Origin of the sequence: Mesorhizobium sp. B2-4-3 (assembly GCF_006442815.1) — a bacterium.
Classification (GTDB): Bacteria; Pseudomonadota; Alphaproteobacteria; order Rhizobiales; family Rhizobiaceae; genus Mesorhizobium.
The window spans coordinates 14,056-29,113 of the sequence record NZ_VFVL01000049.1 but is presented as its reverse complement, the minus strand read 5'-3'; the positions used below and the strand labels follow the sequence as shown (position 1 = coordinate 29,113).

11 protein-coding genes are annotated in these 15,058 nt (G+C 64.1%); 3 read left to right on the top strand and 8 right to left on the bottom strand.

Annotated features, from left to right (window positions below; all coding sequences use genetic code 11):
• Positions 1-199 precede the first annotated feature (199 nt).
• Entirely contained in the window at positions 200-1,183 is a 984-nt protein-coding gene (gene ubiA / locus FJ956_RS28865; protein WP_140684987.1) for a 4-hydroxybenzoate octaprenyltransferase, read from the bottom strand.
• A gap of 195 nt (positions 1,184-1,378) precedes the next feature.
• Positions 1,379-2,290, bottom strand: coding sequence for a LysR family transcriptional regulator (locus tag FJ956_RS28860; RefSeq protein WP_140684986.1), 912 nt, complete (start codon positions 2,288-2,290; stop codon positions 1,379-1,381).
• 89 nt (positions 2,291-2,379) lie between these two features.
• On the opposite strand from FJ956_RS28860, the gene FJ956_RS28855 reads away from it, so the two are divergent.
• Both FJ956_RS28855 and purD read left to right on the top strand, forming a co-directional pair.
• A complete protein-coding gene (locus tag FJ956_RS28855; RefSeq protein WP_140684985.1) occupies positions 2,380-3,174 on the top strand; it encodes a phytanoyl-CoA dioxygenase family protein in 795 nt (264 codons plus the stop codon).
• Between the two features lie 475 nt (positions 3,175-3,649).
• Entirely contained in the window at positions 3,650-4,930 is a 1,281-nt protein-coding gene (gene purD, locus FJ956_RS28850) for a phosphoribosylamine--glycine ligase (protein WP_140684569.1), read from the top strand.
• A gap of 9 nt (positions 4,931-4,939) precedes the next feature.
• Here the strand turns inward: purD and FJ956_RS28845 are convergent, their stop codons facing one another.
• From FJ956_RS28845 to FJ956_RS28820, 6 genes are all read right to left on the bottom strand, one after another.
• Entirely contained in the window at positions 4,940-6,310 is a 1,371-nt protein-coding gene (locus FJ956_RS28845; protein WP_140684571.1) for an alpha-glucosidase/alpha-galactosidase, read from the bottom strand.
• Between the two features lie 22 nt (positions 6,311-6,332).
• Positions 6,333-8,003, bottom strand: coding sequence for an ABC transporter ATP-binding protein (locus FJ956_RS28840; protein ID WP_140684573.1), 1,671 nt, complete (start codon positions 8,001-8,003; stop codon positions 6,333-6,335).
• 9 nt (positions 8,004-8,012) lie between these two features.
• A complete protein-coding gene (locus FJ956_RS28835; protein ID WP_140684574.1) occupies positions 8,013-9,161 on the bottom strand; it encodes an ABC transporter permease in 1,149 nt (382 codons plus the stop codon).
• A complete protein-coding gene (locus FJ956_RS28830) occupies positions 9,162-10,169 on the bottom strand; it encodes an ABC transporter permease (protein WP_140684575.1) in 1,008 nt (335 codons plus the stop codon).
• A gap of 112 nt (positions 10,170-10,281) precedes the next feature.
• Complete coding sequence (locus FJ956_RS28825) at positions 10,282-12,363, bottom strand: ABC transporter substrate-binding protein (protein ID WP_140684576.1); 2,082 nt, start codon at positions 12,361-12,363, stop codon at positions 10,282-10,284.
• Between the two features lie 104 nt (positions 12,364-12,467).
• Positions 12,468-13,934, bottom strand: coding sequence for an alpha-glucosidase/alpha-galactosidase (locus FJ956_RS28820; protein ID WP_140684577.1), 1,467 nt, complete (start codon positions 13,932-13,934; stop codon positions 12,468-12,470).
• A gap of 247 nt (positions 13,935-14,181) precedes the next feature.
• Here FJ956_RS28820 and FJ956_RS28815 point away from each other — a divergent pair, with 247 nt between their 5' ends.
• Positions 14,182-15,024: an AraC family transcriptional regulator gene (locus FJ956_RS28815; protein WP_140684590.1), complete on the top strand. Its 843-nt coding sequence runs from the start codon at positions 14,182-14,184 to the stop codon at positions 15,022-15,024.
• Positions 15,025-15,058 lie beyond the last annotated feature (34 nt).

Genomic DNA, 15,058 nt, shown 5'->3' with positions numbered 1-15,058 from the left:
GCGCCTTTCAAAAAACGCCCATCTGCCTCATGCGCTAAATATCGGCTCCCGTGCAAAACCCTCCTTGTGGGAGAAGGTGGATCGGCGCGATAGCGCCGAGACGGATGAGGGGTGTTCCAGCGAAGTGAGAGGTTAGTGTCCTCTGGAGCACCCCTCGGCGACACCTTCTCCCACAAGGGGAGAAGGGAAAGCGGCGCCGCTACACCAGCGGCTTCAGCCATATCCACACCGACCCGCCGATCAGGCCGAGGAAGATCAGCCAGCCGACCTGGTTGTTCGACTTGAACAGCTTCAGGCATTGGTCCGGATTGTCGATGTCGAGCCGGATGATCTGGCGCGCCATATGCGCGCCGGCCGCGATCAGCCCGGCCAGCGCCACCACGGGCACCTGCGCCGAAGCGAAGGCGATGGCGAAGCAGATAAGCGCGCCGCCATAGAGCCCGGTGAGCCAGGTCTTGGTGTTGTCGCCGAACAGCCGCGCCGTCGAGCGCACACCGACGATGGCGTCGTCTTCCTTGTCCTGGTGCGCGTAGATCGTGTCGTAGCCGATCACCCACAGGATCGAGCCGATATAGAGCATGATGGCCGGATCATCGATGTCGCCGAACTCGACCGCCCAGCCCATCAGCGCGCCCCAGGAGAAGGCTAAGCCCAGCACGAATTGCGGCCAGTTGGTGATGCGCTTCATGAACGGATAGACCGCCACGATCGCCAGCGAGGCGATGCCGAGCGGAATGGCGAAGCTGTTGAACTGCAACAGCACGGCAAGCCCGATGAGCGCCTGGATGATGACGAAAGCCCAGGCCTGGCGGCGCGTGACCTTACCGGCCGGCAGCGGCCGCGAGCGGGTGCGCTCGACCTGGTTGTCGATATCCACGTCGGCGAGGTCGTTATAGGTGCAGCCGGCGCCGCGCATGGCAACGGCGCCGACGAAAAACAGGAACAGGTACCAGGGCGCCGGCAGCAGCGTCAGCAGCGGGTCGGTCGGGCGCGGATAGGCGCCCGCGGCGAGCGCCGCCGACCACCAGCACGGCCACAACAAGAGCTGCCAGCCGATCGGCCGGTCCCAGCGCGCGAGCTGCGCGTAGGGCCAGAGCCAGCGCGGCAGCACCCTGTAGACCCAATGGCCGCTCGGCGCGTCGGCGACACGGCCCTGGATCGCTTTCGACTGGACGGTTTCCATCACGCTGGAGTGGCAGCAGCAAGCAGCGCCGTCAAGCGGTCGCGTTGTCGCTCAAGCGTTGAAAACTTGGGCGTTGAAGCCCTAGAGCCGGATGATTTCAGGTCGAACCGACCTGAAATCTGAATCCGGCTCTAAATCAAAGAGATAGAGCATGATGTCGGCCGAAAACCGCTTCACACTTTTCGGCATCATGCTCTAGGCGGTGAAAACACCGTGACTGGCAAACCATGCCTTGGCGACGTCGATGAAGGCCGCGGCCGCCTTCGACAGGCGCTGGCGCGTGTCATGGGTCAGGATGATGCGCTGCATCGGCAGCGCGTCGGAGAGCGGCTTTAAGACCAGCGGCAGGCCGTCATAGCTGCGGTCGCCATAGGGCCTCGTATAGCTGACCGCGACGCCGAAGCCGTTGGCCACCATGGCGCGCTGCAATTCGAACGAGCTCGTCGCCGTCCGGGCAATCGGTGACAGGCCGCGGCTGAGGAAGAGGTCCATCATGTGCTGCCAGCTGTGCGGCTGGTCGGTGGTGATCAGCGGATACTGCGCCAGTTCCGCCAGGCTGACGGCGTGCTTGTCCGCCAGCACATGGCCGGCGGGAAGAAGCGCGTGCGGCCGCAATTCATGCAGCAGAATGCGCTTGAAATGCCCTGGAAGGCCGAGATCGTAGGTGAGGCCGAGATCGACGGCGCTGTCGGCCAGGCGCCGCCCCAGCGTGTCGAAGGTTTCGTCGCCGATGACGACCGTGACGGCCGGGCAGCGCTCGGCGAAGGCGCGCATCAGCGCCGGCGCGAAATAGGGCGCTAGGTCCTCGAAGCAGCCGAGCATCAGCTCGCCGCCGACATCGGCATCGCGCGAACCGAGCGCGGCGAGCTCGTCCGCTTCGCCCAGCACCTGCCTCGCCTTGGCGACGGCCCTGCGGCCGAAGGATGTCAGCGCAACGCCGCTGCCGCGCTGGCGCACGAACAGCTTCTGGCCAAGCGCATCCTCGACATTGTCGATCGCCACGGAGATCGAAGGCTGCGAAACATTGAGCGCCGAGGCGGCCGCGGTCACGCTGCCATAGCGGGCCACGGCAACGACATAGCGCAACTGGGTGAGGGTCGGTCTCATAGGTAAAAACTATAAATTAGATGACAAGTTATTATTTTACGCGATGTCCAGCGCTTGCGATAGTCGCTCGCCTAATCAAGGAGAGCGCCATGGCCAGCCCAAAGATCGATGCTTCGACGATTGCCGATTACCAGCGCGACGGCGCGGTCTGCATCCGCGGCGCCTTCAAGGATTGGGTCGATGTCATCGCCGACGGCATCGAGCGCAACATTGAGAACCGCAGCGCCACCGCTTCCGACATTGCCGGCGGCAAGGGCAGCTTCTTCGACGACTACTGCAACTGGGAGCGTATCCCTGAATTCGTCAGGATCGTCAGGGAATCGCCGGCCGCCGAGCTCGCGGCCGCGGTCATGCAGTCGCGCAGTGCCCAATTCTTCCACGATCACGTTCTGGTCAAGGAGCCCGGCACGCAGAAGCCGACGCCGTGGCACCAGGACATTCCCTATTACTTCGTCGACGGCAGCCAGACCGTGAGCTTCTGGATCCCGATCGATCCGGTGAAGGAAGCGACGCTGAGGCTGATCGCCGGCTCGCACAAATGGGAAAAGATGGTGCTGCCCGTGCGCTGGCTGAACGACGACAACTTCTATGCCGGCGAGGGCGACTACCGGCCGGTGCCCGACCCCGACAACGACCCCTCGATGAAGGTGCTCGAATGGGAGATGGAGCCGGGCGACGCCATCCTGTTCGACTTCCGCACGGCGCACGGCGCGCGCGGCAACATGACCTCGGCGCGGCGCCGGGCGCTGTCGCTGCGCTGGGTCGGCGACGACGCGCGTTATGTCGAGCGTCCCGGCCGCACCTCGCCGCCCTATCCGGGCCACGACATGAAGCCCGGCCAGAAACTGCGCGAGGACTGGTTCCCGGTCGTTTTCCAGAGCTGAGGCATTTCCAGAGCTGGTGTGTTTCCCCTGGCACAGGAATTTTTGATTGGTCGGCTATATTTGCGCCGGCAGTCGCATGCCTTGGGATTGGCCGAACCGGCCCGGCCTCGTCATCCACGGGCGGAGCAAGGAGCCAAGCGACGCGCGCAGACCCGAGGATCCATGCCGTAACTCCGACGCGCCGCAACGGTGCAGAATTCTGCGCCATTTGCATCCTTTGGCTAAGGTAACCGGCATGGATTCTAGGGTCTGCGCGCGTCGCTTCGCTCCTTGCTCCGCCCTAGAATGACGAGGTTGAGGAGGCTTCAGCCAATCTCCCTGGAATGCTCTAGGCTAGCCGAACGCGGGACTTATCTCATCCCTCTTGATCAGGACCATCTTCCCGTGCGCAATTGCCGCCAAAATGCCAAGACGCCTTGACCCGTCGCCCGCGGACCAATAGCGGGTTCGGGGAGACGATCAGCAAGAGGTGGCCATGAACGTTCTTCTTCTCGGCTCGGGTGGCCGCGAACATGCGCTCGCCTGGAAGATGTCCGCCTCGCCGCTGCTGACGAAGCTCTACGCCTCGCCAGGCAATCCGGGTATCGGCCGTGTCGCCGAGCTGGTCAAGCTCGACGTCGCCGACCATTCCACTGTGGCCGCCTTCTGCCAGGAAAAGAAGATCGACCTGGTCGTGGTCGGCCCGGAAGGGCCGCTGGTCGCAGGCATCGCCGACGATCTGCGCGCCTGGGGCATCCGCGTCTTCGGTCCCTCCAAGGCGGCGGCGCGGCTCGAGGGCTCGAAGGGCTTCACCAAGGATCTTTGCGCGAAGTTCGACATCCCGACCGCAGCCTATGGCCGCTTCAGCGACCTCGCCTCGGCAAAGGCTTATGTCGAGAAGACGGGCGCGCCGATCGTCATCAAGGCCGACGGGCTTGCCGCCGGCAAGGGCGTCACCATCGCCATGACGCTGGACGAGGCGAACGCCGCGCTGGAAGCCTGCTTCGACGGCGCATTCGGCACGGCCGGCGCAGAAGTGGTCGTAGAGGAATATCTGACCGGCGAGGAGGCAAGCTTCTTCTGCCTGTGCGATGGCGCCACCGCGCTGCCCTTCGGCACCGCGCAGGACCACAAGCGCGTCGGCGACGGCGATACCGGGCCGAACACCGGCGGCATGGGCGCCTATTCGCCGGCGCCGGTGATGACGCCGGAAATGACCGAGCGCACCATGCGCGAGATCATCGAGCCGACCATGCGCGGCATGGCCAATCTCGGCGCGCCCTTTGCCGGCATCCTCTTCGCCGGCCTGATGATCACCGACAGCGGGCCGAAGCTGATCGAGTACAACACCCGCTTCGGCGATCCCGAATGCCAGGTGCTGATGATGCGGCTGAAGGACGATTTGCTCGTCCTGCTCAACGCCGCCGTCGACGGCCAGCTCGCGCATATGTCTATCCGCTGGAGCGACGAGACGGCGTTGACCGTGGTGATGGCGGCCAGGGGTTATCCCGGCACGCCGGAAAAGGGCTCCGTCATCCGCGGTCTCGACAAGGCGGAAGGCGAGGGCGTCCAGGTCTTCCATGCCGGCACCGCCATCAATGGCGGTGCGCTGGTCGCCAATGGCGGCCGTGTGCTCAACGTCACCGCATCAGGCAAAACCGTCGGCGAGGCGCAGGCAAAGGCGTATGCGGCGATCGAGCGTATCGACTGGCCGCAGGGCTTTTACCGCCACGACATCGGCTGGCGCGCCGTCGAGCGCGAGAAGGCCGGGGCGTAATTCAGGAATTCAGGCAGCCGCGCTCTTGCGCCGGCCTCGCGCCCAGGCCGGCAGCCAGTCGCCGTGAGCGGCAAGCAGGTCGTCGACCAAGGACCAGATCTGATCGAGGTCGAGCTCGGCCGCCGTGTGCGGGTCCATCATCGCCGCGTGGTAGATGTGCTCGCGGTTCTCGCTGATCAGCGCCCGCACCGTCAGCTCCTGCACATTGATGTTGGTGCGGATCAGCGCCGTCAGCTGCGGCGGCAGATCGCCAATGTAAGTGGGCTGGATGCCGGAGGCATCGACTAGGCACGGCACTTCCGCCGCGCAGTCGAAAGGCAGCGAGGTGATGCAGCCATTGTTGCGGACATTGCCGTAGATCACCGACGGCTCGCCGGTCCACATCGAATTCATGATCGAGGAGGCATATTCCCTCGACTGCTCGACTTCGATCCGGTCGGCCGAGCGGTAGGCTTCCGCCTGGCCCTTCCAGCGCTCGATCTGCTCGATGCAGCGTTTCGGGTATTCGTCGAGCGGAATGCCGTATTTCTCGATTAGGTCGGGGCGGCCGTCCTTGATGAAATAGGGCGTATATTCGGCGAAATGCTCCGAGCTTTCGGTGACGAAATAGCCGAGCCTGGTCAGCATCTCGTAGCGCACCTTGTTCGGGCAGCGCGGGTTCCAGCCGGGCTTTGGCGCGCGGCCCTCGCGATAGGCGCGCACGAGATCGGGATAAAGGTCGCGGTAGGTGCCGTCCGGCTGGCGATGCTCGAACTTGAGGTAGAAGGCCATGTGGTTGATGCCGGCCGAGCGGTAGCGGATCTCCTCATACGGAAGGTCGAGATCGTGCGCCAGTTCCATCGCCGTGCCCTGCACCGAGTGGCAGAGCCCGACCTGCTTGATCGTGGGATATTTCTCGGCGATCGCCCAGGTGTTGATCGCCATCGGGTTGACATATTGCAGCATGATCGCTTCCGGGCAGACGGCGAGCATGTCCTCGCATATCTTCCACAGATGCGGCACGGTCCTCAGGCCCCGCATGATCCCGCCGACGCCCAGCGTATCGGCGATCGTCTGGCGCAGGCCGTATTTCTTCGGCACCTCGAAATCGGTGACGGTGCAGGGCTCGTAGCCGCCGATCTGGAAGGCGACGACGACGAAGTCGGCGCCTTTCAGCGCCTTGCGCTGGTCCGAATAGGTCTCGGCCTTCGCCTTGACGCCGAGCGTCGCGATCAGCTTGTTGACGACGATCGCGCTCTCTTCCAGCCGCTGCGGGTTGATGTCCATCAGCGCGATGGTCGCGCCCGAAAGCGACGGGCGCTGCAGCACGTCGCCGACGATGTTCTTCATGAACACCGTCGAGCCGGCGCCGATGAACGTGATCCTGGGATTTCTTGCCACTTTTAAAGCCTCCGGCACTTTTCTAAGCCACGTCGAAGGCGGCCCTGACGAGCCGTTCGGTGTAGGCGGTCTTGGGATTGGAAAGGACCTCGTCGACTGGTCCCTGCTCGACGATCTTGCCGTGCTGCATGACGATGACGCGGTGGCAGAGCGCCCGCACGACCTTGAGGTCGTGCGAGATGAACAGGTAGCTCAGGCCGCGCTCGTCCTGCAGCTTGCGCAACAGGTCGATGATCTGGGCCTGCACCGAAAGGTCGAGCGCCGAGGTCGGCTCGTCGAGCAGGATGAATTCGGGCTCAAGCGCGATGGCGCGCGCGATCGCGATGCGCTGCCGCTGGCCGCCGGAGAATTCGTGCGGGAAGCGCGACAGGATGTTGCCGGGCATGCCGGCGCTGACCAGCGCCTCGCGCACCCGCTCGTTCCGCTCGCGCCGCGTCGCGCCCAACCTGTTGACGACCAAGCCTTCCTCGATGATCTGGCCGATCGTCATGCGCGGGTTGAGCGAGGAGAACGGATCCTGGAAGACGACCTGCATTCGCGAGCGCAGCGGCCGCATCTCGGCGCGCGAGAAGTTCTGGATCGGCTGGCCGTCGAAGCGGATCTCGCCGCGCTTGGCGTCTGCCAGCCTGACCAGCGCTTGGCCGAAGCTGGTCTTGCCGGAGCCGGATTCGCCGACCAGTCCCAGCGTCTCGTGACGGCAAAGCTTCAGGTCGAGGTCGTCGACGGCCACCAGCTCGCGCCAGTCCGGTTTCAGGAACGAGCCGTGGCGCAGCATGAAGCAGACGCGCACGCCGTTCGCTTCGAGAATGGCGCCGCTACCTTCGGGCAGCGGCTGCGGCCGCCCGCGCGGCTCGGAGGCGAGCAGCCGCTGCGTGTAGGGATGCTGGGGATCGGCGAAGAGCCGCTCGGTGACGTTGTGCTCGCGCATCTCGCCATGCTGCATGACATAGACGTAGTCGGAAAACTTGCGCACCACGGTGAGGTCGTGGGTGATCAGGATCACCGCCATCCGCAGTTCCTTCTGCAGGTTGCGGATCAGGTTCAGGATCTGCGCCTGCACGGTGACGTCGAGCGCCGTGGTCGGCTCGTCGGCGATCAGCACGTCGGGGTCGTTGGCCAAGGCCATGGCGATCATGACGCGCTGGCGCTGGCCGCCGGAGAGCTGGTGCGGATATTGCTTGAGCCGCGCCTCCGGCTCGGGGATCTGGACATGCCGCAGGAGTTCGAGCGCGCGCGCCCAGGCTTGCCTGCGGCCCACCTTGCGGTGCGCCCTGATCGCTTCGACGATCTGGCCGCCGACCGTGTAGATCGGGTTGAGCGAGCTCATCGGCTCCTGGAAGATCATCGAGATGCGGTTGCCGCGCAGCTTGCGCCGGGCGCTCTCGGGGAACTTCAGGATGTTCTGCCCGAGATAGTCGACGCTCGATCTCGGCGACACCGTCGCGCGGCGCGACAACAGCCCCATGACGGTGCGCGCCGTCACCGACTTGCCGGAACCGGACTCGCCGACGATCGCGATCGTCTCGCCGCGATAGAGCTGGAACGAGACGTCCTTCACCGCTTCGACGGTGCCGTGCTCGACCTTGAAGGCGACCTCGATGTTGCGGGCGTCGATCACAGGCTCATCACGGCGACCGCCATGATCATGCCGGACGGCCGGGGCGAAATTGTCTGCGAGCGCGATCGTCGTCATCCGGCCACCTCAATAGGGATCGACGGCATCGCGCAGGCCGTCGCCCAGCGCGTTGAAGGCAAAGACGGTGATCAGCACGAAGCCGACCGGCGACAGGATCCATGGATAGGTGCCGATGACCGAATAGGTCGCGGTGTCCTGCAGCATCAGGCCCCAGGAGATCAGCGGCGGCTTCACCGCGAAGCCGAGGAAGCCGAGGAAGGATTCGAGCAGCACCACCGTAGGGATCGCCAGCGTCACGGCGACGATCACATGGCTCATCACATTGGGGAAGATGTGCTGCATGATGATGCGCCGGTCGGTGGCGCCGACCGCCATGGCGGCGCGCACATAGTCGATCCGCGCCAGCGCCAGCGTCTTGCCGCGCACCTCGCGCGACATCTGCGCCCAGCCCAGCGCCGACATGACGATGATGACGAAGGCGAGGAAGACGTTGGTCGGCGCGGTGACCGGAATCAGCGTCGTCAGCGCCAGATAGAGCGGCAATTGCGGGAAGGCGAGCACAAGCTCGACGAAGCGCTGCATCCAGACGTCGAACCGGCCGCCGAAATAGCCGGAGATCATGCCGACGCTGGTGCCGATCACCGTGATGATGAAGACCACCGTCAGCGCGATCATCAGCGACACGCGCGAGCCGTGGATGGCGCGCGACAGCACGTCGCGGCCGAACTTGTCGGTGCCGAGGAAATGCACCGGCTGGCCGTCCATCGAGGCGAAAAAATGCCGATTCGCCGGGATGAGGCCGAGAAGCTTGTAGGGCGCGCCTTCGACGAAGAAGCCGAGCAGCCTTGGATGGTCGTAGTCGGGGCCGACGATCGGCTGGAAGGTGACCGGGTCGAGATCGGCCGAATCGGCCAGCGCATAAACCCGCGGCCGCGCGACGAAATTGCCGTCCTTGTCGTGGAAAGCGGGCAGTTGCGGCGGCGCGAAGGCGACGTCGGTCGCCTTGGGGTCCATCGGCGCCAGGAATTCGGCGAACACCGCCATGACAAGCAAGAGCACGACCAGCCAAAGCCCGGCCATGCCGGTCCAGGAACGCTTCAGCCGGCGCCAGACAAGCGCGATGTAGCTCTCATTGCCATGCCCGGCTTCGGCCACCGAGACGCTTTCGGCCGGCAAGGGCGTAAGGGATGGGGGTGAGGGATCGCGGGCCAGCATCTAGCGCTCCCCGAACTGGCGGATGCGCGGGTCGAGCAGGACGAGCAGCATGTCGGCGATGATGTTGCCGACGATCAGCGTCGCCGACAGCACCATCATGAAGGTCGCCGTGACATAGACGTCGCCGACCGCCATCGAGCCGACAATCGCCGGGCCGACGGTCGGCAGCGCGAAGATGATCGCCGTCTCGATCTCGCCGGTGAGCATATAGGGCAGCACCACGCCCTGATACATCACCAAAGGATGCAGCGCGTTGGGCACGGCGTGCCGCATGACGACGGCGCCGCCGGTCAGGCCCTTGGCCTTGGCCGTCTCGACATATTGCGCGTTGAGCGTATCGAGCAGATTGCCGCGCATGACGCGCATATTGTAGGCGAGGCCGCCGAAGGTCGCGATCGCGACCACCGGCCAGACATGCTTGATGAGGTCGACGAGCTTCGCCCACGACCATGGCGCGCCGCCATATTGCGGCGAGAAGAACGAGCCGATCTCGGAGACGTTGAACTGGAAGACCAGCAGATAGACGATGATCAGCGCCATCAGGAAGCGCGGCACCGTCATGCCGAGGAACGAGATCGCCGAAAGCGTCGAGTCGATCCAGGAATACTGCCGCGTCGCCGCCCATATGCCGAAGGTGATGCCGAGAACCGAGGCGAGCAGATGGCAGACCAGCGCCAGAAGGAGCGTTCGCGGCAGGCGCTCGCCGACCACGTCGGCCACCGGCTTGTTGTAATAGAGGCTGTAGCCGAAATCGCCGCGGGTGACGATGCCGCCGATCCAGTTGAGGTACTGGACGGGCAGCGGCTTATCGAGGCCATGCTCGACGCGGTAGGCCTGGGCCTGCGCTTCAGCCTCGGCGTAGGACGCGCCGCCCTGGTTGATCAGCTGCGAGCGGATGTAATCGGCATAGTCGCCGGGCGGCGCCTGGATGATGGCGAAGGTGACGAGGCTCAAAATGGCGAGGACGGGAAGCGCCGACGCTATGCGCATAAGCAGGAATCGCAGCATGGACGGTCAGCTTCCTTTCTGGCCGGTCGCTCCCTGAGGTGCGTTCGGAGATTCTGTTTGTCCGGCCGCGCCGCGGCGCGGCCGGACGTCTTTTCGTCAGGGGAGGTAAACCTTACATCGGACCCTTGTCACCCGGTTTGCCGGGAAGCTCCTCCGGATACAATTCGTGCTTCGCCTGCTTGTCGGCGGCGACGAAGACACGTTCGCGGACGATCGAATCCTCGGCCCAGTTGAACATGTAGATCGGTGTGCCTTGCGGGATGTTGGAGAAGCGCTTGTTGATAATGAGCGCGCCCGGATACTCGGTCAGCCCGACATTGTAGACATGCTCGGTCGATATCTTCTGGAACTTTCGCATCAGGTCGGCACACTGGTCGTTGTCCTGCGTCGTCACGAACTTGTTGACGATATCGACGAGGTCCTTCTCGAAGGGCATCAGGTCGACCTCGCCGCTTTCCGGCGCGCGATGATTCCAACTGGTCTTCGGGCCGACGGGAGCAAGTTGTTCGGTGTTTTGAACCACTGAGGTCAGCTCGGTCTCGTTGCGCCGGATCAGCCAGTCGAAACGGCCGGAATATTGGATGGCGTCGCGCTGCGTTCCGTTGACCCCGTTGAGGACGACCCTCAGCCCGAGCTTTTCCATCTGCGCGACCACGCCTTCGGCGAGGCTCTTGTCGGTCGTGTAATCGTTGTTGACCAGCATCACGATCTCGACATTCTTGCCCCCGGCGGTGCCGGCCGGGAAGTTGACGATGCCATCGCCGTCGGTGTCCTTGAGCCCGGCCTTGGCAAGCTCGGCCTTGGCGCCTTCGAGATCGAACGGATAGTAGACCGTCGACTTGCGGTCGTAGAAGCTGGTGCCCGACGAGAAGCCGCCGGGATAGATGGCGGTGAACGGACCCTTGACAAGCGAGTCGCCCAGCGCCTTGCGGTCGAGCGCCATGGTCACCGCCTTGCGGAAGTCCTCGTTGCGGTTCAACTCGCGCACTGCCTGACTGCGCTCGTCCGGGTTGCCCCAGCCATTGGCGGAAAAATTCATGCGCAGATTGTAGCCGATGAGGCGCGGGCCGAAGGCAAGCCGGGCCGGCGCGTTCGAGTCGGCCGCGCGCTTCAGCGAGGCGACGAAATTTTCCGGCTGCTCGAGGTTCGAGAAGTCGCCGGAGCCCGCCACCGCCTGGACGTCGCGGTCGGCCCAGGTCGACAGCTTGTATTGCAGCTCGTTGAGGTAAGGCAGCTGGTTGCCCTTCTCGTCGACCTTCCAATAGTAGGGGTTGCGGCGCATGACGATGATATCGTCGGGCCGGTATTCGACCGGCACCCATGCGCCCATCACCGGCATGTTCATATAGTCCGGCGGGAAGGCGTTCTTGAACTGGTCGTAGGTGTTCTTCGAATATTTCGGATGCTGCGGCTTGAGGATATGCGAAGGGCCGGGACAGAAGGTGCCGTAGGCCATCGCGTAGAGATATTGCCGCGGGAACGCCTCCTTGAACGTCCACTCGACGGTGTAGTCGTCGACCTTCTTCAGCGTCGTGCCGACGCCGAAGGTTTCAGGCGTGGCGCCGTTCAGCGGCGAGACGTTGGGATCGACGACCTCGTCGTCCCAGTAGAACATGACGTCGTCGGCGTTGAAGGGCGCGCCGTCGGACCATTTGGCGCCTTCGACCAGATGCATGGTGAGCTTGTGGCCGTCGCTCGACCAGTCCCAGCTCTTGGCGAGGTTCGGCAGCGGCTCGGTATCCTTGGCCTCGACCTGGAACAGCGGCGCGGTGCGCGTCAGACATTCGGACAGGCCGATATCGATGCCGCCCCAGCCTTGCGTCTGGCCGGCGCCGTAGTTCCAGCCTTCCGGCCGGCCGCCGATGACATGGCGCATCGTGTCGCCATAGACGCCGATGCCGTCCGGCATGTTGCCGGTCTTGAAGACCAGCGGCTCCTTGGGCAGCCTGTCCTTGACCGGCGGCAGCTTGCCGGCCTTGACGTATTTCTCCGTCACCCAGTCCGGCTCGTGATATTCCGGCAACGCCTTGAACTCCACGATGGAGTCCCGCGCCACATAGTGGATCTTGCCCTCGGCCGGGAATGTCGCCGGCTCGGGCGGCACTGTCGGTTCGGAAGCGAAGGCGTTGAGTGCGTGGACTGAAACGCTGAGCATCAGCCCGGCGGCGATGCCAATTCTATGCAGGTTCCTCATAGTCTCCTCCCAGATGTTTGGATGTCTGCTGTTGCCCGCCTCTTGTTCGGGACGGCTCGTTCCGACGGGACCTGCCTCCTGCAGGTCCGGCTGCTTATCCAGTCTCAGCCGGCCTGTTTCAGCGCCGCCTTTTCGGCGCGCAATTCCTCGATCGAACGCACGCTGCGGCGCGCCGCGCCCGCCCATTCACGCGTCTTGACCTTGGATTTCGAAAGCCGCTCCTTTGCCGCTGGAACGGCATCGGCATATTGCGGCAGCCATTGAGCCTGGGCGACGACCATCTCGTCCACCATCTGCCAGACTTCTTCCGGGGTCGACACGGCTCCCACCAGCGGATCGTGCAGCACGGCGAGCTTCAGCAGGTCAATGTCGCCGGCGATCGCGGCATGCACCGACATGCGTTGCACGTTGATCGAAGCCATGCAGGTGGCGGCGCAGGCTTCCGGCAAGGTGATGCCGGCGGCCATGTTGATGCCGAAGCGGTCGACGAAGCCGGGCGACTCGATGATGGCGTCCTGCGGCAGGTTGGTGATCACGCCGTCGTTCTTGACGTTGAAATGGCCGCGATAGACGCGGTTCGTCTCGAGCGCTTCCAGAATGTGGCTGGCATGCTCGTTGGAGCGTTGGGCCGGGTCGATCGGCTTCGAGGCCGCTTCGAGGAATTGCGGATATTCCGTCTCGAACCAGTTGCGGGTTTCCGTCGAGTAGCGCAGATAGCCGCCGGTCTCGCCATGGATCCAGTCGGACATGTCGATCCAGCGCGTGATCTCCTCGGGGCGCTTGCGGTACCAGGGCAGATATTCCGACAGATGCCCGTTGCTTTCGGTCGAGTAGACGCCGAAGCGCTTCAGCACGTCGATGCGCAGCTTTTCCTGCTTCGAATAGACCGGATGCGCCTCGAAGGCGGCGACGAGCTCGTCCTTGCCGATCGGCCGGCCGTTCAGCCTGAGCTCGATGAACCAGGTCTGGTGGTTGATGCCGGAGCAGACATAGTCGAGCTCCTTGGGCGATTTTGCGCCGAGCACCTCGGCGATCTGCTCGGCGCCGTGCTGGACGCCGTGGCAGAGCCCGACCGTGTCGACCTTGCCGTACTCGATCGCCGCCCAGGTGTTCATCGCCATCGGGTTGGCATAGTTGAGGAACTTGGCGCCGGTGGCGGCGACCTCCCTTATATCCTTGCAGAAGTCGAGGATCACCGGAATGTTGCGCTGACCGTAGAGAATGCCGCCGGCGCAGATCGTGTCGCCGACGCATTGGTCGATGCCGTATTTAAGCGGGATCCGAATGTCGTCGGCATAGGCTTCGAGCCCGCCGACGCGCACGCAGCTGATGATGTAGCGCGCGCCCTCCAGCGCCTCGCGGCGGTTCGTGGTCGCCGTCACCCTGGCCGGCAATCTGTTCGCCTCGACGATCCGGTCGAGGATCGCCTTGATCATCGCCAGATTGTGCTCGCTGACATCGGTCAGCGCGAATTCGATGTCCTTAAATTCCGGCACGCACAGGATGTCGGTGAACAGCTTCTTGGTGAATCCGACGCTGCCGGCGCCGATAATAGCGATTTTGAAACTCATCACCTTCACCTCGATCCAATCGAATGCTAGGCAAGGAGCAGCAAGGGAGGATATGGCCGCACGCAACAGCGCGCCCGCCATTCAAAGCCGGAAATCCGGCTCTTTTCTCCTCCCGCCCGCTCCTCGACCGCGGGTCTTTCGCGTCTTGAGGGTCGGATTATGCGCTTATTCGCCGGCGCGGCCAGAGAAGGATTATGCTTTCGAGGGTAATTTTGTGCTGCGGGACCTGATCGCCAACGGAAAGCTGATGCGCACGATCTCGCTGCCGCGCGGCCGCCAGCGCCTGCATGCCATGCCGACCAGCACGGGCTATGAACTGCGCGAGGACGAGGCCTACGATTGGGACGGCAGGAAGCGCGGCCAGACCCCGTTCACGGTGCTCCAGCATACGATCAGCGGCACCGGCCAATTGCGCTACGAGAGCCGCAATTATCGTCTGCAGGCAAACGACACGCTGCTGGTTCTGGTGCCGCACAACCACCGCTATTGGCTCGCGAAGGGCGACCGCTGGGAATATTTCTGGATCTCGATGAACGGCGAGGAGGCGCTGCGCATCCACAAGTCCATTCTCAGCGTCTCGGGCCCGGTGTTCCGGCTGCAGCCGGCGACCATCGATCACCTTGCCGATTGCAGCCTGCGGCTGATCAAGGGTGCGGCTTCGCCCGGCGCCGCCTCGGCGATCGCCTATGAGGCGGCGATGGCGCTTTATGACGACGTCTTCGGCTCGCACGCCTTCGCCGAAAAACAAAGCGCCATGCAGCCGGTCATCGACCACATCAACGCCAATCTCGACAAGCCGCTGCCGGTGGCGGAGCTGGTGGAAATCAGCGGCCTCAGCCGCGCCCATTTCTCGCGCTGCTTCGCCGAGAGCGAAGGCCTGCCGCCGGCCGAATTCGTGCTGCAGCAGCGTCTGCAGCGGGCGGCGAAACTCCTGACCAAGGCCGACTTCCTGCCGGTGAAGGAGGTCGCGGTGCTGTGCGGCTTCGAGGATGCGAACTACTTCTCCAAGGTTTTCCGCCGCTGTTACGGCATCAACCCGACGCAGTTTCGCACCACGGGCATGTATGCCAGCCTGGGCAACCACCGTTGATGTCCGCCGGCTCCTGGCAGAAGTCTCTTGGAGG